24 protein-coding genes are annotated in these 23,282 nt (G+C 64.0%); 16 read left to right on the plus strand and 8 right to left on the minus strand.

Annotated elements, in window-relative coordinates; genetic code table 11:
- Window positions 1-40: 40 nt before the first annotated feature.
- Together OW521_RS00465 and OW521_RS00470 are read right to left on the minus strand one after the other, a co-directional pair.
- A complete protein-coding gene (locus OW521_RS00465; RefSeq protein WP_268022003.1) occupies window positions 41-574 on the minus strand; it encodes a hypothetical protein in 534 nt (177 codons plus the stop codon).
- Window positions 575-608: 34 nt separating this feature from the next.
- Window positions 609-1,382, minus strand: coding sequence for an IclR family transcriptional regulator (locus OW521_RS00470; protein ID WP_268022004.1), 774 nt, complete (start codon window positions 1,380-1,382; stop codon window positions 609-611).
- A gap of 149 nt (window positions 1,383-1,531) precedes the next feature.
- On the opposite strand from OW521_RS00470, the gene OW521_RS00475 reads away from it, so the two are divergent.
- The 5 genes from OW521_RS00475 to OW521_RS00495 all read left to right on the plus strand — a co-directional run bounded on the left by OW521_RS00475 (window position 1,532) and on the right by OW521_RS00495 (window position 8,351).
- The gene (locus OW521_RS00475) at window positions 1,532-2,959 is read left to right on the plus strand and encodes an MFS transporter (RefSeq protein WP_268022006.1); all 1,428 of its coding nucleotides are present in this window, start codon (window positions 1,532-1,534) and stop codon (window positions 2,957-2,959) included.
- 10 nt (window positions 2,960-2,969) lie between these two features.
- Window positions 2,970-3,803, plus strand: a complete 834-nt coding sequence (locus tag OW521_RS00480) for an SDR family NAD(P)-dependent oxidoreductase (RefSeq protein ID WP_268022008.1) — start codon at window positions 2,970-2,972, stop codon at window positions 3,801-3,803.
- A 71-nt stretch (window positions 3,804-3,874) separates the two neighbouring features.
- Window positions 3,875-5,266, plus strand: coding sequence for an FAD-dependent oxidoreductase (locus OW521_RS00485; protein WP_268022010.1), 1,392 nt, complete (start codon window positions 3,875-3,877; stop codon window positions 5,264-5,266).
- Between the two features lie 23 nt (window positions 5,267-5,289).
- Window positions 5,290-6,729: an FAD-dependent oxidoreductase gene (locus tag OW521_RS00490; RefSeq protein ID WP_268022012.1), complete on the plus strand. Its 1,440-nt coding sequence runs from the start codon at window positions 5,290-5,292 to the stop codon at window positions 6,727-6,729.
- The gene (locus OW521_RS00495; protein WP_268022014.1) at window positions 6,726-8,351 is read left to right on the plus strand and encodes an FAD-dependent oxidoreductase; all 1,626 of its coding nucleotides are present in this window, start codon (window positions 6,726-6,728) and stop codon (window positions 8,349-8,351) included. The genes OW521_RS00490 and OW521_RS00495 overlap by 4 nt, the downstream gene beginning before the upstream one ends.
- Here OW521_RS00495 and OW521_RS00500 read toward each other — a convergent pair.
- The 5 genes from OW521_RS00500 to OW521_RS00520 form a co-directional block, all read right to left on the minus strand.
- Complete coding sequence (locus OW521_RS00500) at window positions 8,310-9,473, minus strand: P-loop NTPase (protein ID WP_268022017.1); 1,164 nt, start codon at window positions 9,471-9,473, stop codon at window positions 8,310-8,312. The genes OW521_RS00495 and OW521_RS00500 overlap by 42 nt on opposite strands.
- Before the next feature lie 16 nt (window positions 9,474-9,489).
- Entirely contained in the window at window positions 9,490-10,824 is a 1,335-nt protein-coding gene (locus tag OW521_RS00505; protein WP_268022019.1) for an FAD-dependent oxidoreductase, read from the minus strand.
- A 2-nt stretch (window positions 10,825-10,826) separates the two neighbouring features.
- On the minus strand, window positions 10,827-11,150 hold the full coding sequence (gene fdxA, locus OW521_RS00510; RefSeq protein WP_268022021.1) for a ferredoxin: 324 nt from the start codon (window positions 11,148-11,150) through the stop codon (window positions 10,827-10,829).
- A 39-nt stretch (window positions 11,151-11,189) separates the two neighbouring features.
- The gene (locus OW521_RS00515) at window positions 11,190-12,419 is read right to left on the minus strand and encodes an NAD(P)/FAD-dependent oxidoreductase (protein ID WP_268022023.1); all 1,230 of its coding nucleotides are present in this window, start codon (window positions 12,417-12,419) and stop codon (window positions 11,190-11,192) included.
- Between the two features lie 212 nt (window positions 12,420-12,631).
- Complete coding sequence (locus OW521_RS00520) at window positions 12,632-13,465, minus strand: IclR family transcriptional regulator (protein WP_268022025.1); 834 nt, start codon at window positions 13,463-13,465, stop codon at window positions 12,632-12,634.
- Between the two features lie 242 nt (window positions 13,466-13,707).
- Here OW521_RS00520 and OW521_RS00525 point away from each other — a divergent pair, with 242 nt between their 5' ends.
- From OW521_RS00525 to OW521_RS00540, 4 genes are read left to right on the plus strand one after another with little or no spacing between them, the layout of a single operon-like run.
- A complete protein-coding gene (locus OW521_RS00525; RefSeq protein ID WP_268022027.1) occupies window positions 13,708-14,463 on the plus strand; it encodes an SDR family NAD(P)-dependent oxidoreductase in 756 nt (251 codons plus the stop codon).
- Between the two features lie 18 nt (window positions 14,464-14,481).
- Window positions 14,482-15,105 (plus strand): carboxymuconolactone decarboxylase family protein, encoded by a 624-nt coding sequence (locus tag OW521_RS00530; RefSeq protein ID WP_268022029.1) that lies wholly within the window; start codon window positions 14,482-14,484, stop codon window positions 15,103-15,105.
- 17 nt (window positions 15,106-15,122) lie between these two features.
- On the plus strand, window positions 15,123-15,590 hold the full coding sequence (locus OW521_RS00535) for an HtaA domain-containing protein (RefSeq protein WP_268022031.1): 468 nt from the start codon (window positions 15,123-15,125) through the stop codon (window positions 15,588-15,590).
- Window positions 15,591-15,592: 2 nt separating this feature from the next.
- Window positions 15,593-16,270, plus strand: a complete 678-nt coding sequence (locus OW521_RS00540) for a TetR/AcrR family transcriptional regulator (protein ID WP_268022033.1) — start codon at window positions 15,593-15,595, stop codon at window positions 16,268-16,270.
- Between the two features lie 45 nt (window positions 16,271-16,315).
- Here the strand turns inward: OW521_RS00540 and OW521_RS00545 are convergent, their stop codons facing one another.
- Complete coding sequence (locus tag OW521_RS00545; RefSeq protein ID WP_268022035.1) at window positions 16,316-17,257, minus strand: SDR family NAD(P)-dependent oxidoreductase; 942 nt, start codon at window positions 17,255-17,257, stop codon at window positions 16,316-16,318.
- A 177-nt stretch (window positions 17,258-17,434) separates the two neighbouring features.
- On the opposite strand from OW521_RS00545, the gene OW521_RS00550 reads away from it, so the two are divergent.
- The 7 genes from OW521_RS00550 (at window position 17,435) to OW521_RS00580 (ending at window position 23,273) form a co-directional block, all read left to right on the plus strand.
- Window positions 17,435-19,078 (plus strand): flavin-containing monooxygenase, encoded by a 1,644-nt coding sequence (locus OW521_RS00550; RefSeq protein WP_268022037.1) that lies wholly within the window; start codon window positions 17,435-17,437, stop codon window positions 19,076-19,078.
- Window positions 19,079-19,125: 47 nt separating this feature from the next.
- Window positions 19,126-19,461: a DUF4286 family protein gene (locus OW521_RS00555; RefSeq protein WP_268022039.1), complete on the plus strand. Its 336-nt coding sequence runs from the start codon at window positions 19,126-19,128 to the stop codon at window positions 19,459-19,461.
- Window positions 19,462-19,568: 107 nt separating this feature from the next.
- The gene (locus OW521_RS00560) at window positions 19,569-20,315 is read left to right on the plus strand and encodes an SDR family NAD(P)-dependent oxidoreductase (RefSeq protein ID WP_268026090.1); all 747 of its coding nucleotides are present in this window, start codon (window positions 19,569-19,571) and stop codon (window positions 20,313-20,315) included.
- Complete coding sequence (locus OW521_RS00565; RefSeq protein WP_268022041.1) at window positions 20,296-20,589, plus strand: hypothetical protein; 294 nt, start codon at window positions 20,296-20,298, stop codon at window positions 20,587-20,589. Before OW521_RS00560 ends, OW521_RS00565 begins: the two co-directional genes overlap by 20 nt.
- Before the next feature lie 107 nt (window positions 20,590-20,696).
- Entirely contained in the window at window positions 20,697-21,527 is an 831-nt protein-coding gene (locus tag OW521_RS00570; RefSeq protein ID WP_268022043.1) for an SDR family NAD(P)-dependent oxidoreductase, read from the plus strand.
- A 214-nt stretch (window positions 21,528-21,741) separates the two neighbouring features.
- Complete coding sequence (locus tag OW521_RS00575) at window positions 21,742-22,596, plus strand: IclR family transcriptional regulator (protein ID WP_268022045.1); 855 nt, start codon at window positions 21,742-21,744, stop codon at window positions 22,594-22,596.
- 392 nt (window positions 22,597-22,988) lie between these two features.
- Window positions 22,989-23,273: a hypothetical protein gene (locus OW521_RS00580; RefSeq protein WP_268022047.1), complete on the plus strand. Its 285-nt coding sequence runs from the start codon at window positions 22,989-22,991 to the stop codon at window positions 23,271-23,273.
- The last annotated feature ends 9 nt before the right edge of the window (window positions 23,274-23,282 follow it).

The raw sequence follows: 23,282 nt of genomic DNA on the forward strand, positions 1-23,282 counted from the left end.
CCGCCGGGGCTGAGATACAACCGGGCCTTGGAAATACACCCTACAAACGCGACTGTAGTGCTAGTCGTTTGTAGAGTTCCCTGAGGCCCCCGACCGTTCCCATCACTTGGCCGAGCATGAGTCCGTCCACCACGGCCAGACTGCAGACCCCGACGATGTCCGCCGGGACCCACAATCCCACCAAGCGGCTGCGGAAGATACTGAACGCAATGTACGCCACCAGGATGACGACGCCAAGAACGTCCAGTTTGCCAACGACGTTCTTGGCGGCGCTGTCCCACTGGAGCCGAAACATGCGGCTCGCCACAAGCCCGACGACGATTCCGCCGGCCAAGGAAACGGCAGCGGGGAGGATGGCCGTCCGTGAGGCAATGAAGAGCTCAACGATCACGACAACCAAGAGCACTGAGAAGACAAGCGCATAAATCCGAAGCCGCAGCCGGATCTTCCGGTGGACATGCCTGCGCGCCCCCTCCCTGCGCGCCTGGCGGTCCAGCGGTGCGCGGCCGTCGGGGCTCTCCACGGCGCCCAGAATAGACCTGAGGGCCACCGCGTTTGAACAGTCCGGATTCATAGTCCAGCACTACAGCGCGGAGAGAGCGGACCGGTCATGAAACCTGTGCGGTGATTTCGTGTTCCTTGAATTCCTTGGCTGTTTGGATAAGGCAACTGGCAAGGCGTTTGGCGTCCTCTCGGGTGAACCGCGCACTTGGCAGGGCAACGCTGAATGCGGCGTGTTCGCCGTCGATCACTCCCAGTGAGACGGCGACGGCAGCGACGCCGTTTTCGCTTTCCTCGTAGTTCGTACCCACGCCTACCCGGCGGGTCTTCTCCAGATCCGCGTGAATTCGAGCCAGATCGATTCTCGCGTCGCGTCTACCGGAGTTCGGCGCTGCGATCTTGTATCGGGCGTCGACCTCCTGCGGAGTCAGTTCGGCGAGCATTGCCTTGCCTGCTGAGGTGACATGGGCTGGAAGTACGACGCCGGTCCTTAGGCCGAAGCGCAAGGCGTGTGTGGTGGCTTCGATGCCGTCGAGATGGTGGATTTCGGTGCCGACGAGTGTCGCAAGGTGGACCGTCTCGCCGACGCGTTCAGAGAGGCGCTCCAGGTAGGGCCGGGCGCGGAGGCGGAGCGGCGGAACCGGTTGCATCATTCCGGGCCGCAGGAACTCCGGGCCGGGTGAATAGCGCTTCTGTTTTCCCTGCCGTGCGAAGCCGTCTCCGACCAGGGTGGCGAGCAGTCGTTGCGCCGTCGACGGGTTGACGTCAAGTTCCTTTGCGGCCTCCGTGACGCTGAGGGAGCCGCTTTCGGCCATCAGCTTCAGCAGGACCAAGGCCCTATGGACGGCTTCCACCCGAGAAGAGTCTTCATTGCGTATCACGCAATTACTCTAACATCTATTGCGTCACAGACAATAGCGGGGCTACGGTTACATCACTTCCAGGTGCACAAGGCGCAGAACCAAGAGCCCTCGGCCGAGCGCCACGCCTGGCACCTCCAACAATCCGCTCACCCGACAAAGGAGTCTTGATGAGTCAGCCCACCCCCACCCCCTACGTGAAACATCCGTCGCGGACCCGCATGCCGGCTTCAGCCCAGGCCAAAAGGGCCGTCGTCAGCGGAACCTTCGGCTCGGCACTCGAATGGTTCGACTTCGCCATCTACGGAGCGATGTCAGCAACCGTCTTTCCCGCCGTGTTCTTCAACAAGCTGGACCCCGGCATCGGTTTGCTGGCCTCGTTCGCGGCCTTCGGGGTCGGCTTCTTCGCCCGTCCGCTTGGAGGCATCGTCTTCGGTCATCTGGGAGACCGGTTCGGACGCCGAAAGATCCTGCTGACCACTTTCGTCCTCATGGGTATGGCGTCAATGATCATCGGGCTTTTGCCGCCCTACTCCTCCATCGGATTCATCGCCCCGTTGGCGCTGGTCCTCATGCGTTTCATTCAGGGCGTTGCGCTGGGCGGTGAGGCCACAGGGGCTCAACTCATGACGATGGAGCATGCTCCAGGAGACCGGCGCTCGTTCTATGGAGCCCTCATGGCGATGGGCTCGCCCATCAGCCAGGTATTGGCCAATCTCATGCTTGCAGTCCTCTCCGGAGTGCTGAGCGGGGAGGCCTTCCTCTCTTGGGGCTGGCGTGTGCCGTTCCTGCTGAGTATCGTCCTCGTGGCAGTGGGTATCTATATCCGTCTCAAGGTTGAAGAGACTCCGGTGTTCAAGGAGGGCGTGAAGGAGCTTGCGACTGAGCAGAGCACCCCGGCGATTGTGATGAAGACGCAGGGCGTGACCATTCTGCGGCTGATCCTGGCTTTCGCCCCGATCGTCATCACGTTCTATATCGTTTCCGTCTTCGGCATCAGTTACCTGACCAGCCACGGATTCACCCAAAGCCAGACGTTTACCATCATCATGATCTCCAATTTCCTGTCCGTGATCGCGATCTGGTGGGGTGGCCGGCTGTCCGATGTCTACGGTCGTCGCAAGATCCTCATGATCGGCTCGGCCGGCACCCTGCTTGCGGCCCTCATTTTCTTCCCGGTCGCAAATACCGGCAGCTTCCCACTGACACTTGCCGTGGTCGCCTTCGCCCTCGTCTCGGCGCAGTTCGGCAATGCCGGTCAGGGAGCGCTCTTCGCCGAAGCCTTCCCGACCCACATGCGCTACACCGGATCCGCACTCGCCCTGACGGGATCAAACCTTATCTTCGCGGCACCTGCTCCCTTCCTCGCCTCGTGGCTGATGACCATTAGCAACGGCAACACCCTCTCGATCACGATTTTCTGGGTGGTCACCATCGTTGCCGCGCTGATCAACATGCGACTGATGGGTGACGGCAGCACGCTCGAAGGAAAGTCGCACCGATTCGGTCGCAATGTACCGGCAGTCGAAACCGATGATCCGGACGTCCAGGCCCCGGCCAACGTCGATGACGCCAACACGGCGTTCATCAGGAACTGAGGTGCGGGCCATGGACCTCACGATCGCCGAATCCACTGACCGGGAAGTCCCGGAACGCAGCACCCTCACCCGGACGGCAATTGTTACCGGCGGGGCAGGCGGTATCGGCCGGACGATTAGCCGCCGTCTCGCGGCCGAGGGCTACGCCGTCGTCGTCGCCGACATCAATCAGGACGCTGCCGATCAGGCGGCGGCCGGCCTTCCCGAGATCGACGGCGCGACTCACCGCGGTTTCGCGGGCGACCTGACCAACAGCGCAGTCAACCGTGAACTGGCAGCCCTCGCCGCCGAGACGGCGCCCATCGGTGTCCTGGTCAACGCCGTCGGCATTTCCCCGAAACGCAACGGCCGGAAGATCCCGTTCTTCGAGCTCGGCGATGAGGAATGGAACCAGGTGATGGCGGTCAACGTCACCGCCCCATTCTTTCTCATCCGAGAAGCTTTCCGCTACATGCCTACCGACGGCAGCGCAAGCATCGTGAACCTGCTCTCGATTACGGCCAAGCTGGGCACCGGCGGTCCGGCCGATGCCGACTTCGGTCCGTTCCTGCCCAGCACTGCGGCCTACGGAGCGTCGAAGGCGGCACTGCAAAACCTGACAGCCAGCCTCTCGCACGAGCTGGCCAGCCGGCGCATCCGCGTCAACGGAATCGCCCCGGGCTTCGTCCAGACTCCGATGATGGGCGACGTGCCCGTGGATGAGAGGCTCATCGGCCAAGTGCCGATGAAGCGCTTCGCGAGGCCCGAAGAGATCGCCGACGCCGTCGCATTCCTCATCAGCGACCAGGCCAGCTACATCACCGGCATCAGTCTCGACATCAACGGCGGCTGGCTCACCTGCTGACACGCCGCCCCAAGCGCGGTCACCGTTCAACTCTTCCGAAATACATCTGAAAGCGAGCGTGCACTACCACCATGCCCGAACATACATACGATCTGATTGTCGTCGGCTCCGGCATCGCCGGGCAGACGGCCGCAACCTCAGCTGCCGAGGCGGGACTGAAAGTGGTCATGCTGGAAAAAACAGCAAGCCTCGGCGGGTCTTCGGCGATGAGCGGCGGTTGGTTCGCGTTCACCGGCACCGAGGAGCAAGAAGCGGAGGGGATCGAGGACTCTACCGAACTATTCCTGCAGGACATGCTCGAGGTCGGCCAGTACCACAACGACCGATCCCTGCTACAGGCCTACCTCACTTACCAGCAGGAGACCTACCGGTGGCTTAAGCAACACGGCGTGGAGTTCCGCGAAGTGGAGATCAGCTCCGGGCAGTCGGCACGTCGCAGCCACAACTCGATGATCAAAGAAGTCCTGGCTTCTCTCCATCGCGACTTAACGGCCGCCGGAGGACAGACCCTTCTGAACCACCGGGCAGTGCGGCTAGTACAGGACGATTCGGGGCGCGTCACGGGAGTGATCACGCAGTCAGAACAGTCCCAGGAACAGTTCACCGCCGCCGGCGGTGTCATCCTGGCCACCGGCGGATTCAGCCGAGGAACAGAGCTACTGAAGACCTTTGCGCCGGAGCAACTGAGCGCCATCCCTTACGGGGGGAAGGGCAATACCGGGGACGGGCTGCGGATGGCTTGGAAGCTCGGGGCCGGCATGGCGGACATGGCATTCGTCAGCGGGACGTACGGTTCCCACCCGGACACCGGGGAGGAGTTCCATGAACTGCTGACGGCTTATTACATGGGGGCCGTCGTCGTGAACAAACACGGCCGGCGCTTCGTCGACGAATCGCAGGACTACAAGACACTCGGCCGGGTGGTCCTCGACCAGCCCGAGGGACTTGGCTTCGAAATCTTCGATGCGAAAGTACGGGCGAAGTCACACCAGGGCATCCCGCTGAAGGACATCGATACCCTTGAGGACATCGGACACGTGTACAAGGCCGAGACTCTCAAGGAACTGGCGGAAATCGCCGGCATCGACCCCGGAACCCTTGCCGAGACGATCCGCCAATACAACGCCGCAATTGCCGGTGAGCAAGCGGACGAGGTCGGGCGGAGCAGCCTGTGTAACGGGGTCGGTGAACTGCTAACCATCGACCAGGCGCCGTTCTACGCCTACCCGGCGAAGTCCCTCATGACCACCACCTACTGCGGCGTGACTATCACCGACCGCGGGCAGGTCCGCGACGTCGACGGCGAAGTCATTGACGGTCTGTACGCCATCGGAGAAGTCACCGGCGGCTTCCACGGCGCGGCCTACATGACGGGCACGTCCCTGGGCAAGGGCGCCGTCTTCGGCCGCATCGCGGCCGGGCACGCGGCCGCAAGGCTTGGCGTCGGTGTCGGCGCCGCATGAGAACGAAAGAGAGGAGTATGTCAATGGCACATCACGAAAGCGTCGACGAGACGCGCAAGGTGGACGTCGTCGTCGTCGGGTCCGGGGTCAGCGGATCATCCGCGGCCATGACCGCGGCCCGGACCGGGGCGAAAGTGGCGATGCTGGAGAAATCGGAGAGCTTCGGCGGGTCTGCGGCCCTATCGGCAGGAATGTTTTGGACCGCGCCCACCGTCGAGGCCTATCGAGCCCGCATTCCCCTGGGAAACCTGGAGCTGGGGACGCGCGTGGTCGGAGACTACCGGGATGCGCTCGCCGAGCTGCGTGCCTCGGGCGTGAGAGTGGCCGATGAGCCCAAACAGGACATCATGACCTTCGGCATCGGCTACTCGACGGATATTCACGCAATCCTTGCTTGGTGTCGGGAGGAAGTGGTTTCGGCCGGAGGCCAGGTCCGCACCAATGCGCCGGTGATCGAGATGCTTTACGACGGCGGCAGGGTCACCGGAGTGGTTGCCCGTGAGGACGGGGATCGCTTGGTGCGCTACGAAGCTAAAGCGGTCATTCTTGCTACCGGCGGCTTCCAAGGCGCCCGCGATGAGCTCACACGCCACATCGGTCCCAACGCCGACCGACTAATGCTTCGATCCAATCCCGGCAGCGTCGGCGACGGCCTGCGGCTGGCTCGCTCTGCCGGAGCCGGGGGCACGACGGCGATGAGCACCTTCTACGGGCACCTCCTTCCCTATCCCGTTGACCGGTTCCAGCCGGAGGACTACCTGCCGTACTCGCAGTACTATTCCGGTTCCACCGTCCTGGTCAACCTGATTGGAGAGCGGTTCACGGACGAGACAGAAGGCGACGAACTGCTCAACCAGGCCGTCACCTTCCAACCACAAGCCCGCGGCGTGCTGATTTTCGACGAACACGTGCGCAGCACCAAGGCGACCGAAGAACCTTTCCCAGGCCTCGGAGCCACCGACCGGTTCGCCACAGCCGTCGACGCCGGTGGCACCTACGCGGTGGCCGACACCCTTTCCGAACTGCTGGACCAAGTCGCGGCCTGGGGAATCGACCGCACAGCCCTGGGCCTTACGCTGCACGCCTACGCCGATGCGGTGGCCTCCGGCGGCGGAATCGCCCGCGGCATCAAAGTCTCCGCCACGGCCCGCGCCCCGCAACAAGGACCGTTCTATGCCCTGATGGTCCAGCCATCCATCACCTTCACTTTCGGGGGAGTTCGCACCAACACCGACGGCGAGGCCCTTGACTACGACGGCCGGCCGATCCCCGGCCTCTACGCAGCCGGAGCCGACATCGGAGGGCTGTCCAACTACGGCTACGCCGGAGGCCTTGCACCGGGATACATCACCGGACGCTGGGCAGGGCGAACCGCATCCCAACAGGCTGCCGCCGTTCAGCTGAGGCGCTGTCCGGCACTGATCAACGCAGCACAATCAACGACACACGGAGAGACAGCATGACCACAACCGCAGATGTCCTCGTCATCGGCGGCGGCGGCTCGGGATTGAGCGCGGCCATCTCCGCAGCGACCAGCGGAGCCACTGTGATCCTGCTCGAAAAATGCCCCAAGGTCGGCGGCAGCACCGCAATGTCGGTCGGGTCATTCACGGCGGCGAACACTTCCTACCAGTACCGCGCCGGCGTCAACGACAGCATCGAGCTGTTCGTCGCGGACATGAAGGTCGCCAACGGCCAATTCGAGGACCGCGAAAACAAGGAGTTGCGCAGGATCCTGGCCGAGAACGCCGGAACCACCGTGGAATGGCTGTCCAGTATCGGGGTGCAGTTCCTCGGCCCGACGCCGGAGCCGCCCTACGAGAAGCCGCGGATGCACAACGTCCTGCCGAACTCCTCCGCCTACGCCTCGGCACTGCTGCGGGAATGCAAGAAGCGCGGCGTCGAGGTGCGCACATCCATGCGCGTGGACAAGCTCCTGCGGAACGCGGCGGGCGAGATCATCGGAGCCCGGGCGAACGGCACCGACTTCTTCGGCCGCCGCGGCGTCATCCTGGCCACCGGAGACTACTCCGCCTCCACCGAGATGAAAGCCGAGTTCGTCGGAGAAGCCGCCGCCAAGATTCCCCCTGTAAACCCCAACAACACCGGAGACGGGTTCAAGCTGGGCACCGACGCAGGCGGAGTCATGATCCAGATGGACCGGCTCTACGAGGGACTGCGGTTCGCCCCCTCAACACGACCAGACCCGATCAAGATCCTGCCCTCGCACCCGCTGTTGTCCAAGGCCATGCGCCTCGTTGTCGAACGGCTGCCGAAGAAGCTGCTCGCTTACGTCATCCGTGGCGCCCTGACCAGTTGGGTGGGCCCGAACAACACGATGTATCAGGCTGGTGCCATCTTGATAGGGCATTCCGGGAAACGAATAGCCAACGAGGATTCCGACAAACTCATGGCGCGCGCCGCAGCCGCTGATGAGAAGAACACTGCCTTCATGATCTTCGATGAACGCGTGGCGAAGAAGTTTTCCGCGTGGCCCCATCCCGTTTCGACCTTCCCCGGCGTAGCCTACGCCTACGTCGACGACTACAAGCGATTCCGCCCCGACGTCTACCACCGGGCTGAAACCATCGAGGAGCTCGCCGCGAGCATCGGCGTCGCCACCTCCGTTCTGAAATCCACCGTCGATGAATGGAACGCCGAGGTTGCCAACGGAAAGGACAGCAGGTTTGGCCGGCAGCACCTCGGCGACGGCGTCAGCGAGGGACCGTTCTGCGCCCTGGGCCCGATGAACGCCTACATCACCCTTGCCGACGGCGGCCTCGCCGTTGACACACAGTTGCGCGTGACGCAGGCCGACGGCGAGGCAATACCGGGGCTGTGGGCCGCCGGTTCCACAGGCCAGGGAGGTCTCCAGCTCCTCAACCACGGCCTGCATATCGGGTGGGCGATGGTCTCCGGGCGACTTGCGGGCAGGAACGTCGCCCACGCCCCGGACCGTCTCGACCTCCAGTCGGTGGAGACGGCCGCAGAATACTCAGCAGGAACTCGCGTACCGCCTCTGGGAGACGGGATGACGGGACGTTTAGCAAGCAGATGCGAGCGAGACCGGAAGCCTGCGTCCTGACAGTCCGCGGGGGCGTACAGCCAACTTTTCGGCGAGCTTGCCGAAGGCTCGGGCCGCAGGGTCTTCGGGATCGGCGACGACCACGGGCACCCCGGAATCGCCTCCCGCGCGCAGCCCGGTGCTGAAGGGGATCGAGGCGAGGAGCGGCACCTCTGCGCCGGACGCGGAGAGCCTGGCTGCGACCGCGGCCCCGCCGCCGGCGCCGAACGGTTCGAAGGCGGTGCCGTCGGCGAGCTGCATCGGAGACATGGTTTCGACGACCCCAATGACACGCTGGTTTAATTCGCGGGCCAGGATGCCGCTGCGCACCGCGACGCCCGAGGCGGCCGGCTGCGGCGTCGTCACAACGATGACTTCTGCGTGCGGCAGGATCTGCCCCACCGAAATCGCAATGTCGCCGGTGCCCGGCGGCAAGTCGAGGAGCAGCACGTCGAGGTCACCGAAGTAGACATCGGTGAGGAACTGCTCGAGCGTGCGGTGCAGCATTGGCCCGCGCCAGGACACCGCTGTGTCCTCGGCGCCCTCCGGCAGGAACATGCCGATCGATACCGCCCTGACGTCGTGCGCGATAGGCGGCAACACAAGGTTGTCAATGCGGGTGGGCCTGGTGACCTTTCCCTCGTCGTCGAAGAGTCCCAGGAGCCCGGGGATCGAGAACCCGTGCACGTCGGCGTCGATGAGCCCCACCCGCAGCCCGCGCGCAGCCATCGCTGCGGCGAGGTTGGCCGTCACGGTGGACTTTCCGACCCCGCCTTTGCCGCTGGAGACTGCGATAACGCGGGTGAGCGAGTCCGCGGTGAACGGCATGCTCGCCCGGCTGCGTCCCTCGCGCAGCTTCGCGGTGAGCGCCGCGCGCTCTTCCGCGGTCATCACCCCGACGTCGATGCGCACCTCTTCGACGCCGACGACCGCGTGGGCCGCCGCGCGCACGTCCCGCTTGATACGGTCGGCGGAGGGGCACGTCGAGATGGTCAGGGTGATGCCGACGACGGCGACACCGCCTTTGACCTCGACGCTCTTGATCATGCCGAGGTCGGCAAGGGGGCGGCGCAATTCGGGATCGCTGACTCGCCCCACGGCCTCGCGTACGGCGGCTGCGAGGTCTGTGCTCGAGTTCTCCATGTCGATGTTGATCCGCTCAGCCGGCCGCGACGCCGGCGGCGCGGAGCATGTCGGCGCGGTCGTGCAGCTTGATGCGCTCGCGACCCGCTGCCTCACCGGCCTCGTACTCGGCCTGCTCGAGCACCCGCCAGGCGGCCCAGTCCACCACCGGCACCCCGCGGGAGCGCAGCAGCTGGTCGACGACGGCGGCCGGAGTCGCCGTCGACGCCCAGCCTTCTGCGGTGACGTCCTGAAGGATCGAAGTGACGGTCTCGGACGCGCAGCGGCGATTGGTGCCCACCACGCCCGAGGGGCCGCGCTTGATCCAGCCGGCCACATACACGCCGGGCAGCACGTTCCCGCCGTCGGCGACCCGCGAGTCGAGGTGGGCAATGGTACCGGACGCCTCGTCGAAGGGCAGGCCGTCGATGGCCGCGCCCCGGTAGCCGACCGAGCGAAGCACCAGCTCGGTTTCGAGTGTTTCAGTGACACTGGGGTCGCTGGTCTTCGCCAGGCGAATGGCCAAGGCCGATTCGTCACCGATCAGTTCAAGCGGCGTGCGGTCGAACAGGAACCGGATCGCCGTGCGACGCCCCAGCACCCCTCGCTCGGCAGCCTTGGCAAAGGTGGCAAGCAAGCGCCTGGATGACGGGTCAGCGTCGGCGTGCGCCTGCTGCTGAGCGTCGAGCTCGAGGTCTGCCGGATCGATGATGACGTCACAACTCTCCACTTCCAGCAGCTCGATGAACTCCTTGTTCGTGAACTTCGCGAAAGCGGGTCCGCGGCGGCCGATCACCACAATCTCGCGGTACGTGCTCGCTGCAAAGGTGTCGACAATATGCTCGGGCACATCCGTGGCGCGGAGAGCCTCGGGCGTGTGGGCGAGCATACGGGCCGCGTCGAGCGCCACGTTGCCGACTCCGATGATGACCGCACGGTTTCCGTTGAGCACGAAGGCATCGCTCGCACTGTCGGGGTGGCCCTGGTACCAGGACACAAAGTCGCGCACGGCATGCACGCCACCTAGTTCCTCGCCCGGTATGCCGAGGTTTCGGTCGACCTGTGCCCCACTGGCGAAGACGACCGCGTCGTAGTTCGCACGGAGCTCGTCAAGCGTAATGTCGGTGCCGACGTGCACGTTGCCGAGGAAGCGCACGCCCGGGGTCTCGTCGAATACCTCGGCGAACGAGGCGGCTATCGACTTGACCTTGGGATGGTCGGGCGCCACACCGTAGCGAACCAGGCCGAACGGTGACGGCAGGCGTTCGAACACGTCCACCTCAACCGGGGACTCGGACTCTTCGGTGAGCAGTTGGGCGCAGTACGATCCCGACGGACCGGAACCGATGACGGCGACTCGCAGGGCACTCACGCTCAGCCCCCTGCTCGCGGGGGAAGGGCCGCAATAACATCGACGTCGTAGTCGATCTTGCCGGCCTTGCGTCCGCTCTTGGGCGTCTCGACTTCCTGGAAGAAGCGCTCGTTGATGTCGACGTACTCTTCCTTGGCGTCCCGAAGTTCGGCGTCGTAGAAGACCGCGTCAACCGGGCAGGCCGTCATACAGGCCCCGCAGTCAATGCAGAGATCGGGGTTGATATAGCTCATCCGCCCCCCTTCGAAGATGCAGTCCGCAGGGCACTCCTGCATGCAGCTCTTGTCTTGAATGTCGACGCATGCGTCAGCGATCACGTAGACCATGGTTTTTCCTCTCTTCACACCTTCAGGACAGCGCGGCCGTCAGGCCAGCCGCCCAAGTTTTTCGACAATTGTCTTGGTGGACTCCCCGGTGGCGAGCAGCCTCCGGGCCAGGTTGAGTCCGCGTACCCAGTTCACGGTGACGGCACCACAGACGTCTCCTTTCGCGTCGCTGTGGATAACGGCGGTTTTCCCGCTCCCGGCCAGGTCGCCGACGATAGTGGAACTGCCCTCTGGGTGGCGCCAGCCGATGGTATGGACCTTCCAGTCGTACTGGTGCGACCACACGTAATCGGTGGAGTCATAGGGCACATCGGCCCCTTGGGTGATGGCGGTGGCAACATACCGCGCCTGGTCGCTGGCATTGGTCCAGTGCTCGGCGCGAACCTGCACGCCGCGTCCCGGGTGGGGCCACCGCGCCACGTCGCCGATCGCATACACGTCGTCGGCTCCGACCGCACGAAGGAAGCCGTCGGTCACTACACCGTTATCGAGCGTGAGCCCTGAAGACGCTAGCCATCCCGTCGATGGAATGGAGCCGATGCCGACCACCGCCGTCGAGGTCGCGATGCGACTGCCGTCATCGAGGATGACCGTGAGCTCACCGTCTTGGCCCTGGATGTCAGCGACGCCGACGCCGAAGCGGGTTTGGGCTCCGTGCCGGTGATGCAGTTCCACGAGGCTGCGGGCGATCTCAGGGCCGACGATCCGCGCCATCGGCTCCGCAACGGGATCGACCACCGTGACCTCGCACCCGAAGCCGACGGCAGCGGCAGCGATTTCCGTGCCGATAAAGCCCCCGCCGACCACGACGACGGGCCCGCCCAGCTTCAGACGCGTAGCGATGGCCCGTGAATCTTCAAGGGTTCTGAGCTGGTAAACACCCTTCCCGGGGCGCCAGGGCGAGGGCCGGGCCGAGGCTCCGGTCGCGATGATAAGCACGTCATAGCCGACTGTCGTACCGTCGGCAAGAATGACGACACGTTCGGTTGTGTCGAGGTCGTTTGCCGCGACACCGAGCTTGAGCTCGATATCTGCACCGTCCAGGCTGGCCTTGGTAGCCAGTCGAAAAGACTCGACTGCCTCATCGGACCAGTCGGACGTGAGCAGGTCTTTCGACAGTGGCGGGCGATCGTACGGCAACTCGTTCTCGGACCCGATGAGCGTGATGCGGCCGGTGTGGCCAAGGTTGCGCAGCCCCTCGGCCGCCCGTGTTCCGGCCAACGACGCACCCACAATGACTACGTGGCGGTCGGCTCTTGCTTCGGTCATCGTTGATCCTCGGTGTAGTCGGGCAACGCGACGGTCCCGGTTAGGCCCTCGCAGCAGTTTTCATGTCATCATGTTCATTGAACCGAACAAGTGGTCGCTTCAACGCAACGCATTCAGTATGAGCCGCGGTCCGAACCGGTGTCAAGGAACGTAAGCACGGCCACTGAGCGTTTCCGCCAGGCACCCTCCCGCTCGAATGGCAGCATCCGCCTCTACCTACGCACGATCCCGGTGCGTGGATCACGAGCGCCAGTGAGATAGTCGGTGATCTGGCGCGCGGACTCTTTGACCAGCCCGGCCAGTGATGAGGAGTGTGCGGCGTTGAAGCGCGCCTCGGGCATGGAGATGCCTGCCGAACCGACCACAGTGCCCGCCGGGCCGAAGACCGGCGAGGCGATCGCGATCGCCCCATCGATACGCTCGCCGTGGGTAATTGCATACCCGTCGCTCCTGATCATGGCGAGCCGGTCGAACAGGCTCTGAGGCTCGACCAGGGTGCGATCGGTTGCCGCGTGCAGCGGGCCATGCGCAATGCGGTCCTGGATCTGCGCCGGGAGGAACGCCAGGATCGCCAAACCGCTTGCACCGGCATGGAGCGGGATCTGCTGGCGCATGGGCAGCGTGTAGCGAAGGGGGTGCGACGATTCGACGACGAGTGTGAACATCATCTGCAGTCGCTGCTCGCCGTAGACGGCGAAGAATGAGGACTCGCCGCTCTGCTCCGTGAGTTCCAGAAGCGTGTCCCTGGACACTTCCTGGATCGGGTAGCGTTCCGTCGTCGTCCATGCGAGGCGTAAATATTCGAGGCCGAGGCGGTACGAGCCGTTGGCCGTGCGGCTGACAAGTCCGAGCTTTTCAAGGTCGGCGATGAGGCGGTGCGCGGTGCTCGGGCTCACGTCGAGCCGGCCCGCCAGTTCCCGCACTCCGTGAGTATCCCGGTCGCTGTCAGTCATGAGGGTGAGCAGTTCAATGCCGCGGGCCAAAGGATGCCTGCGTCGGAGCCCCTCGACGGACTCTCGATCTGCCTTCTCTGCCGCACTACTCATCGCTCACCATCCCGTTTCGTAGCCACTTTCAGTGGCTTGACATCCATCTTCGGCGCATGCAATTCTGAAGCGACCGAGAACGGAACACTTGTTCAGTTGAACACAACAGTAGCTCACCGCGAAGCACATATAAAGACATGGCGGCTCAGCCGGTTCGGCGCGGCGAACCCACGGCACCTCAAGGAAATAAGGACAACCATGACCACAAAGCAAAACACCCGGTTTACCAGTTTGGACATGAGATGAGCGGGGCAGGGCGGGTCGCCGTCGTCTCAGGAGGAGCGGCCGGCATTGGACTGTCGATCGCAGAGCGGCTTGCGAAGGACGGGTTCGCGGTCGCCATCCTCACCCGCACCGAGGGTGCGGCCGAGAAGGCTGCCGCAGGCATCGAAGAGACCGGCGGTATCGCCCGCGGCTACCAGGCCGACGTGAGCGACCGCGAACAGGTGGATGCTGCCCTCGCCGCCATCCGCGCCGATCTTGGCCCGCTGTCTGTCATCGTCGCAAACGCCGCCGTCGCTCCGCAGCAGCCTTTCCTTGAAATGACGCTGGAGCAGTGGAACCAGATCCTGACTATCAACCTCACGGGCACTTTCAACCTTGTGCAAGCAGGCCTGCCCGATCTGCTCGACGCCGGCAGCGGACGCGTAGTGCTGATCTCGTCGTCGAGTGCCCAGCGCGGTGCGCCCAGAATGGCACATTACGCTGCGTCGAAGGGCGGACAGTTGGCCCTGACCAAGGCGCTGGCCGTCGAATTCGCCAAATCGGGCGTGACAGTTAACACCGTTGTTCCTTCATCGATCGACACTCCGAGCGTGGAGAAGAAGCGGGCGGCAGGCGCCATGCCCTCGGTCGAGGACATGTCAAAGTACATCCCGGTCGGCCGCATGGGTACCGGCGCCGACATCGCCGCCGCTGTCTCCTACCTTGCCTCCGATGACGCCTCGTACGTGACTGGCCAGACCATCAGCGTCAACGGCGGATCGTTCATCGCATAACGAACAGGAACACAAAAGATGACACAGCTGACACAGCCCCGAATCTCCCCTCGCCCCACCGAAGACTGGGATGCTGAGGTCGACAGCGCGCTCAGCGTGCTCGCCACGCACGGCGCCGGTGGCCAGGCTGCACCGCAGCTCACGCCGGAAACCAGGCCGAAATCCAACATTCTCGGTATCTACGCCTGGCATCCCGAACTCATGCGCGGCTGGATGCCGTACTCGAACCACCTTCGGCACTCGAGCCTTAGCGACCGTGTTCGCGAGATCACGATCATCCGCACCACCTGGCTCGGCTACGGCGAGTACGAGTGGGCGCAGCACGTGCGCATGAGCCGGGCCGCCGGGTGGCTCACCGACGATGAAATCACCGCGCTGTCCGAGGGACCCGACGCAGCCCTCTGGTCGGACAATGACGCCACGCTGGTGCGCGCGATCGACGGGATGTGCCGCCACAAGAACGTGATCGACGAAACCTGGCAGGCGCTCGAAGCGCAATTCAACCGCCAGCAGCTCCTCGATCTGCTCTTCACCGTCGGCACCTACGACTTCCACTGCATGGTGTTCCGCACGATGGGCCTTGAACTCGAGCCCGGCATGGAAAGCTTCCCCGAGGGTCACTCCCCCGAGCCGGCCGAGTGACAGCATTGCATAACTCGGTGAATCGCGGATCGCTCACATGGGCGGTCCGCGATTCATTGCTGCGCTACGTCACGGTGATCGCCCGCGGTTCATACCAGATGGAGGGTGGAGCCACCGTCACCGACGACGGCGCATTCACCTTCCCGCTGCGCAACGCGGTGCACGTGGGGAATGAGTGGCGCTTGTCATTCGAAGGTTCTGTGCGCTTTACGGCGCATCACGGTTTCCTCGATGTCAGAATCGCCGATCCCGAAATTGTCACCGGGCCCGTGGACGGGGTTCTTTCCGTCCGCACCGGCGATGACGGGACGTCGACCACGGCCGTTGCCGCGACGGGCGCGGAAGAGCTTGGGCGCGACGGCACCGATATCGTCTGGACGGCGAACCTCCATCTCCTGGAAACCGGCGTCGAGCTTTTCGGTGGCGTGTACCCCGTGGGAACCGACCTGGCTCCGCTCAACATTCGCGCCTCACTAGACTCATAGGCATGTCCCAAACTTCAGTTGCGTCCAGGCCGTCCGGCGAGCGAAAAAACATACGCGGCCAGGCAACACGGCAACGCATCCTCACCGAGGCAGAGCGACTCTTCGCACAGCACGGCATCTCGTCAGTGCCGCTGCGAGACATCGGCAAGGCTGCGGGGCAACGAAACCACGCGGCCGTGCAGTACCACTTCGGCGAGCGTGAAGAGATCGTGAAAGCGATCATGGAGTACCGCGGCGCGCAGAGCGAAGTCAGCCGCGTCGAGATGGTGGCAAGCCTCATGTTAAGCGGAACTACGCCGACCGTGTCCGACGTCGTTAGCGCCTTCGTGCGCCCGCTCGCCATCCACTTCCAGCCCGACAACCATTACCTTCCCTTCCTCTCCCTCTACATCACCGAAGAGGGTGGATATGAAGGGCTCACCGGGGTGCATGTCGGCGCCGCGGTAATCACGCTCCGCACACTGCTGGGCAAGCTTGTGCCCGAGATTCCCGAGGCGGTGCTCGACGAGCGCTGGTGGGTGACACTTACGAGCACTGTGCACGCACTCGCCCGGTACCACACGGCCCAGCGCAAACGTCAACACCTTCCCGCAGGGATCGAGGCGCTCGTCTCGGACCTCATTACATACCTGAGCGCCGGACTTGCGGCGCCGGTCGCGGAAGACGACCCCCGAAAATAGGAAACGGGGCCTGCGCGAACGCAGGCCCCGAAACTGGCTTAACGCCTACGCCAGATGCGCCATGAACCTCGCGCCCCAGTCATACGTCCCCGTGGGCACGTAGTAGCCGCTCTGGTCGTTGATCTCACCCCAGTGCGCCACGACATCTTCAATGGTCGGAACCCCCTCGCCATCGTCCAGCCAACCCGGTGTAAAGCCCATGAACCAGCGGGCGAAGCGCTTCGCGCCGGCGACGAGGATCTCACCATTGACCCCGCACGATTCGTGGGCGAGGTAGGCGACCATCGGCGAGACGAGATTGGTCTGCATGGCCTGAACGCGCGCTGCGTCCATCTGGTTGGCCGAGACGATGTTCGGCTTGTCGGCTGAGGGACTCGGCCTGGTAACCGAATTCGGCGCGACGCAGTTGACGAGGATGCCCTTCGCTGCGGCTGCCACCGCGAGGCTTCGAGTGAAGCCAATGAGTGCCCCCTTCGCCGTCGCATAGGCAAGGTTATCGGGCAGGCCCAGCATTCCGGTCGACGTCGTCGTGATAATGCGGCCGTAACCCTGCTGCTCCATATAGGGCCAGGCCGCGCGGGTCGTATGCCAGGTGCCGCGGAGGTGCACGTCGAGCGTGAGCTCAAGGTTTTCGGCGTCGGCATCCGGGAAGGTCGCCCAGCGCGAGATGCCCGCATTGTTCACGACGATGTCGACGCGGCCGAACTCGCGAATGGCGGTCTGGACGAGCGCATGGCAGCCCTTCTCGCTGCCGACGTTGTTCGTATCGGCGACCGCCATGCCGCCCGCAGCGACGATCTCGCTTACGACCTCGTTGGCGGGCCCGGCGTCGCTCCCTTCACCCTCTTTCGAGCCTCCGAGGTCGTTCACGACAACCTTCGCGCCGCGTTCAGCGAGCAGCAGGGCATGCGCGCGGCCCAGGCCGCGGCCGGCCCCCGTCACTATGGCAACACGTCCGTCGAATCGTAGGTCAGGGGTGGCGTTCATGGTTCTCCTTTGAAATAGCCGTGGATCAGATTTCATCACAGCTGCTCAAAAATATCAATCGAGAACTGTCCGAAAATTCCTGCTTTCCCGGCACGCCGTTGTAATTATTGAGCGTTAGTGCTTGAATTATGTCCGGTGGTCGCCAGAGAGGCACCGATTGAGTAGGAGTGAAGTCAAATGGCAGAACAGACCAGCAGCGACGTCGATGTCGAAGTACTGGTGATTGGCGCAGGTGTTGTCGGCATCTACGCGCTCCAGCGTGCGCTTGAGGCCGGGTTCTCGGCCCAGACGCTGGAGGCGGGAGAGGGCGTCGGCGGCGTCTGGTACTGGAACCGTTACCCCTCCGCTCGCTTCGATTCCGAAAGCTACACGTACGGCTACATCCACTCCAAGGGCCTCTTCGACAAGTGGCGTTGGGAGGAGGAGTTCGCTACCCAGCCCGAGATCGAGCGCTACCTCAACTTCGTGGTGGACCACTTCGACCTGCGGGGGCACATCCGCACGGGCCAGAAGGTCGTCTCGGCAGTGTGGAACGAGGTGGACACGGCATGGACAGTGTCGACCGAGAAGGGCGAAACCATCCGGGCACGCTGGGTCGTCTCGGCGACCGGCGGTCTCTCCGTGCCGAACTACCCCGACCTGGATGGCCTTGAGGACTTCAAGGGGCAGGCCTGCCACACCGGCGCCTGGCCGCAAACCCCGGTCGATTTCACGGGAAAGCGGGTTGCCATCATCGGCAACGGGCCGAGCGGCGCGCAAATCCTGCCTGCCATCGTTGACCTGGTCGAGTCCGTGGACCTCTACCAGCGCACCCCGACCTGGACGACACCGCTAAACAACGCGCCCATCACCGATGAGCGCCACGCGTGGCTTATCAAGAACTTCGACGAGATTGCCGGGAAGCTGGGATCCCCGGCGAACCCGACCGGCTTCCTGCACGAGCCCGCTGGCAAGTTCTCGACCGACGACTCCTTCGAGGAGCGGCAGGCCTTCTACGAGAAGGTCTGGAACAGCCCGGGCTTTGGCAAGCTCACTACCAACTACTACGACATGACAACGAACCGCGAGGTCAACCTCGAGTTTTGCGAGTTTCTCGCCAACAAGGTCCGCAGCATCGTCAAGGATCCCATTACGGCCGAACGGCTGATCCCGAAGGACCACCTGTTCGGCGCGAAGCGCCCGCCGTTCGTCTCGCACTATTACGAGTCGTTCAACAATCCGAGGGCCTCGCTGATCGCGCTCAGGGAGACGCCAATTGTGCGGGTCGACGGGACCGGCATCGAAACGACCGAGGGGCATCGCGAGTACGACATCATCGTCTTCGCCACCGGCTTCGACTTTGGTACCGGCGCCCTCACGCGCATGGGCATCAAGGGCCTCGACGGCCTCGACCTCAGCACGGACTGGGAAGACGGCCCCGCGGACTTCGGTGGGTTCAGCGCACACCAGCTGCCGAACTTCTTCTTCCCTGGCGGGCCGCACGGCGCCGGCGGTGGCAACTACCCGCGCTATTCGCAGGACCAGATCGACTGGATCACTGCCACCCTGATCTACGCGCGTGAGCACGGCTACGAGCGTTTCGAACCGACCGCCGAACAGCAAGAAGGGTGGATGAACATGATCGAGACCCTCGCGCCCAAATCCATCTTCTCGGCAGAGCACAGCCACTACTACGGCGCGAACGTCGAGGGCAAGGTGCGCAAGTTCCTGCTCAACCCGGGCGGACGCGCCAAGCTGCACGAGATGCTGGGCGAAATGACCGCAACCGGGAACTACGGCGGCGCGTTGTCGACCGTGCGCGAGCGTGTGAGCGCGGTATGACGCCTGCCCCGCCCGAAAAGCCCGTTCCATACGAAAAGGAGAATGAAATGACCGATAACACACTGCCACCACGCGAGATGCTGCTGGCGCTCGTCAACCCCGTGGAGGACCGCGACGAAGCGTTCCGCCCCTGGTACTGGGAGACACATATACCTGAGGTGCTTGGGCTTCCCGGCTTCGTGGCGGCCCAGCGCTACCGCGCCGCCACGGACGCGCCCGCTTCGGTCTCGCACCAGTACGCGACGATCTACGAAGTCGAAGGATCTGCAGCCTCTGCCCGCGACATGCTGTTCGGGGCTGGCCTCGGCATGAGCCCGGACCTCGATCTGGGCACCATGGTGTTCGTTCCTTTCGTCGCAGAAGGGAACCCCGTCCTCCCATAGAGGCTCGGGACCACGAGCGCAAGATAGTCAGAAACTTAGGAGAGAATAAGCATGGTTTTAAGCAGCAGGCGGCCCGGCGGGCCGTGGGGACTGGCCCGGTGAGCGCGATGACACGAGTCGCGGTGGTGACCGGGGGTGCTTCCGGCATCGGCAGGGCGATTTCCACCCGGCTCGCCGACGAGGGGTACGCCGTTGCCGTCCTGGACGTAAACGGCGAGGGCGCCGAGCTCGTCGCCAAGGAGCTGTCCGCGGCAGGCGGCAAGGCGGTGGGATACCAGGTTGACGTAAGCGATCGAGCCCAAGTCGACCATGCCATCGAGAAAGCCCGGGGCGAGCTCGGCCCCATCGGAGTGCTGGTCTCCAGTGCAGCCGTGGCGGTCCAGGAGCCTTTCGCCGAAATCACGCCCGAATCCTGGAACCGCGTTCTCGCCATCAACCTGACGGGCACCTTCAACTGCGTCCAGTCCGTGATCCACGACATGGTGGACGCCCAATGGGGCAGGATCGTCCTGATCTCCTCCGTGAGTGCCCAGACCGGAGCGCCGAGCCTGGCGGCCTACTCGGCCTCGAAGGGCGGCGTGATCGCACTGACCAGGACCCTGGCCCTGGAATACGCATCCTCAGGCCTGACCGTCAACAGCATCGCTCCCTCCGCGATCGACACACCGGCCCTACGCAAGAAGCAGGAGGCAGGGATACTTCCACCGAGCGATGTCCTGGGGAAGGGCCTTCCTGTCGGGCGCATCGGCACGGGCGAGGACATCGCCGCTTCCTGCGCGTTTCTCTGCTCGGATCAGGCCTCATTCATCACCGGACAGATCATGGGCGTCAACGGTGGCACATTCACCGGGTGACGAACTGCCACTGATTGAGTACTGCGCGGGGGCCGGCGCGTTTCCTGCCCGCCGTTGGATCAGATACGACGACTGGTCTTGTGTTCTCGGACAGGAGGTCGAGATCCGGCGCGGGCCGAAGACTGTCCGGCGCGGCCGTGTGGACATGGTCTCCGAGGACTCCTCAATCGTCTGGATTGCCGGGGACCATGCCCAGGCACGCGCGCTCTACATGAAGGACGACGGGTACGAGGCGTGGGTCAGCCCGCCCTGCATCCAGACGATGGGACCCTGACTTTCACCGCCTGCGGCATCGTAGCTGCTTGCGATGCCACAGGTCTTCCATTCACCACAGCACCGACGTTCCACCAATAGGAACATCCAAAGAAAGAAGGTCGTGCAATGACCAGTTTCGTACCAGGAGAGGTAGCCGTGGTAACCGCCGCGGGAAGCGGCATCGGGAAGTCGCTTGCCCTGGCGTTGGCGGCCCGCGGGCTCAAGCTCGTGATTGCCGACATCGATTCGAACGGATTGGAGGCCACCCGCGATGAGCTGAAGTCATTCGACACCGAAGTCCTCGCGGTGCCCACCGACGTAACCGATGCAGAATCGGTCGACAGGCTCGCGCGCACAACTCTTGAGCATTTCGGCACTTTTGACCTCATATGCAACAACGTCGGGGCCGCCAATGCCCAGCGCCCGTCCTGGGAGATCAGCCCGGATGCCTGGCAGCGACTGCTTTCCCTGAACCTATGGAGCGTCATCAACGGGATCCGTGCCTTCGTGCCGCACATGGTCGAAAAGAACCACGGCCATGTGCTGAACACGGCCTCCATGTCCGGCCTGTCCATCGTCCCGGGCATCGCCGACTACATCGTAACCAAGCACGCCGTCGTCGCACTCACCGAGACGCTGCGTGCCGAATTGGACGCATCGGCGCCTGGCGTCAGCGCCACCGTCCTCTGCCCGGGCATCGTCCGCACGCCCATGAGCGCGGCCATCGAATCCGAGCGCGTCGAGAACGCCGCAGGGTCCTCCGCAAGAAGAGGCTCCATCCCTGCCGTTCCGGCCATAAACCCCCACGACGTGGCAGAGAACGCACTCGCGGCCATGGAAGCCAACTATCTCTACGCGGTGCCAGCCATCGATCCTCTGATGCGGATCCGTCCCACGGTGGACCGCCTGCTCCAGGAAGTATCCAGCCAACCTCGAGCCATAACGGCCCATCCCTGAGGCAATCGGGGGCGCCCCAAGGCGACCCGGCGCGGGCCATCCATCCCGAACACGGCCGCCCGTCGGAAAGGTATCTCTTAACTCACTTACGCCCGATGCTTCGATTCTTCGTCAGAACGCGTGTCCTGTTGAGTAGACTCATCCAGAATGACTTCGAACTGAGACGATTTCGCTAAGTCGTAGCAGGGAGATGTCGGAGAGTCCTGGAGGGGCAATGAGTACGAACGAGACGGCTGCCGAATCGGAGCCGGTGGCGGACAGGCAGCGGCATCCGCTGGCCCGCGGTATCGAGCTGTTGACCATTATGGTCGACACGGGCGAGGATTCCTACGGTGTGCGCGAACTGGGTTCCCTCATGGGTGTCAGTGCGAGCACTGCCCACCGGCTGCTCACGGACTTGGAGAAGCTCGGGATGGTCGGGCGCACGCCCGATGGCGCGTATCGGCTTGGGCTCGAGTTCCTGCGGCTTGCCTGGGCGACGACGGCCCGTCTCCCGCTCGAGGAGGCGGCCGCGGACATCCTCGGTGAACTCACCGCGCGCACCGGAGAGACCTCGTTCTTCGGCGTCTACAACGAACAGCGCCGGCAGATGATGTTCACCCACACGGTCGAATCCCCGCACCCTTTGCGCTACGTGCTGCGCAAGCACACCTGGCTGCCTCTCCACGCGGGCGCGAGCGGGCTCGCAATCCTCGCCTTCCTACCGGATGAGACCCGGCAAGAGATCTCCCACGGCGCGCTCCCCGCAGTGACTGCACGCACCCTCGTCGACCCCGATCGACTCTCCGAGCGACTCGAGGAGATCCGCCGGGACGGCTACGCCATCTCGCACGGCGAGCGAATCGACGGCGCGATCGCCATCGCCTCCCCGGTGTTCGGGCTCTCAGGCAACCTCGTCGTCGGCGATGTCGGCATCACAGTCCCCGAAAGCCGCTTCGACAGGGGCGCCGAATCCAATCTCACACGCCTCGTCAGAGACTCCGCCGCAGCCCTCACCGCCCGGATCGCGAGCTCCCGCGTAGCCACTCGACGCCAGCCCACTGAAGTGCTAGCCAAGAATTCTGACTGAAGGCGACACCTTTCGGGGCAACCCACTCGCGCCTGTCCAAGATCTTTTGAACCATCGCTTCGTCGAACATTGTTACCAATTGACTGGTCCTTTCGACGCCGATCATGCCTGGCTTGCCGCGGCGCTGCTGCTTCGCCTGGACCGGGTCGGGGCAACGGAAGCAACTGGCTCACCTCGGCACTCGTCGAGGCAGCCGCGTGCGCCGCGCGCAGCAAAAACAGCTACCTTTCGCCGCAACAGTCCCGGGCCCAGACCCGACTGGCGGTCACCAAACTGGAACGTCTAGGCCACACTGTCGTCATCGACCCAGCGGCCTGAACCGCGGGGCCCTTCCCTCCGAAGTAGCTCCTCCGGAGGGAACGTATTCGGAAACTGCTGCACGGATGATGCAGATGGCTGCTGCAAAGAGCATGTCCTCCCCACGCCGCGCGAGCCTGGCCGCGGCCGTCGGCCTTCCGGCCCTGATCAAGTTGCCCAACAACCAGTCCGAGGCAACGTGGGCCCGCCAGGATCAGGACGCGCGCTTGACATTGGGCACAGCGGTCGACCCGGAACGGCGCGTCGCGCTCTTGACAGGGCACTTTGACGGTGACAGCATGGTGCAAATCACACAACGAAACCCTCGTTTCGCTAAAGAGAACGCTTTCACATTCACTAACAAGTTTCACATTCACTAACAAGGAAGT

It is taken from the genome of Arthrobacter sp. MMS18-M83, from assembly GCF_026683955.1.
Taxonomy (GTDB): Bacteria; Actinomycetota; Actinomycetes; order Actinomycetales; family Micrococcaceae; genus Arthrobacter.

Bases quoted from the DNA above. Each gene is read 5' to 3' on its own strand.
- OW521_RS00580 (WP_268022047.1), top strand. From the start codon at position 22,989: ATGGCTGCTGCAAAGAGCATGTCCTCCCCACGCCGCGCGAGCCTGGCC.
- OW521_RS00575 (WP_268022045.1), top strand. From the start codon at position 21,742: ATGAGTACGAACGAGACGGCTGCCGAATCGGAGCCGGTGGCGGACAGG.
- OW521_RS00555 (WP_268022039.1), top strand. From the start codon at position 19,126: ATGACCGATAACACACTGCCACCACGCGAGATGCTGCTGGCGCTCGTC.
- OW521_RS00485 (WP_268022010.1), top strand. From the start codon at position 3,875: ATGCCCGAACATACATACGATCTGATTGTCGTCGGCTCCGGCATCGCC.
- OW521_RS00495 (WP_268022014.1), top strand. From the start codon at position 6,726: ATGACCACAACCGCAGATGTCCTCGTCATCGGCGGCGGCGGCTCGGGA.
- OW521_RS00570 (WP_268022043.1), top strand. From the start codon at position 20,697: ATGACCAGTTTCGTACCAGGAGAGGTAGCCGTGGTAACCGCCGCGGGA.
- OW521_RS00490 (WP_268022012.1), top strand. From the start codon at position 5,290: ATGGCACATCACGAAAGCGTCGACGAGACGCGCAAGGTGGACGTCGTC.
- OW521_RS00465 (WP_268022003.1), bottom strand. From the start codon at position 574: ATGAATCCGGACTGTTCAAACGCGGTGGCCCTCAGGTCTATTCTGGGC.
- OW521_RS00500 (WP_268022017.1), bottom strand. From the start codon at position 9,473: ATGGAGAACTCGAGCACAGACCTCGCAGCCGCCGTACGCGAGGCCGTG.
- OW521_RS00515 (WP_268022023.1), bottom strand. From the start codon at position 12,419: ATGACCGAAGCAAGAGCCGACCGCCACGTAGTCATTGTGGGTGCGTCG.
- OW521_RS00475 (WP_268022006.1), top strand. From the start codon at position 1,532: ATGAGTCAGCCCACCCCCACCCCCTACGTGAAACATCCGTCGCGGACC.
- OW521_RS00540 (WP_268022033.1), top strand. From the start codon at position 15,593: ATGTCCCAAACTTCAGTTGCGTCCAGGCCGTCCGGCGAGCGAAAAAAC.
- OW521_RS00550 (WP_268022037.1), top strand. From the start codon at position 17,435: ATGGCAGAACAGACCAGCAGCGACGTCGATGTCGAAGTACTGGTGATT.
- OW521_RS00530 (WP_268022029.1), top strand. From the start codon at position 14,482: ATGACACAGCTGACACAGCCCCGAATCTCCCCTCGCCCCACCGAAGAC.
- fdxA (WP_268022021.1), bottom strand. From the start codon at position 11,150: ATGGTCTACGTGATCGCTGACGCATGCGTCGACATTCAAGACAAGAGC.
- OW521_RS00545 (WP_268022035.1), bottom strand. From the start codon at position 17,257: ATGAACGCCACCCCTGACCTACGATTCGACGGACGTGTTGCCATAGTG.
- OW521_RS00480 (WP_268022008.1), top strand. From the start codon at position 2,970: ATGGACCTCACGATCGCCGAATCCACTGACCGGGAAGTCCCGGAACGC.
- OW521_RS00560 (WP_268026090.1), top strand. From the start codon at position 19,569: ATGACACGAGTCGCGGTGGTGACCGGGGGTGCTTCCGGCATCGGCAGG.
- OW521_RS00525 (WP_268022027.1), top strand. From the start codon at position 13,708: ATGAGCGGGGCAGGGCGGGTCGCCGTCGTCTCAGGAGGAGCGGCCGGC.
- OW521_RS00520 (WP_268022025.1), bottom strand. From the start codon at position 13,465: ATGAGTAGTGCGGCAGAGAAGGCAGATCGAGAGTCCGTCGAGGGGCTC.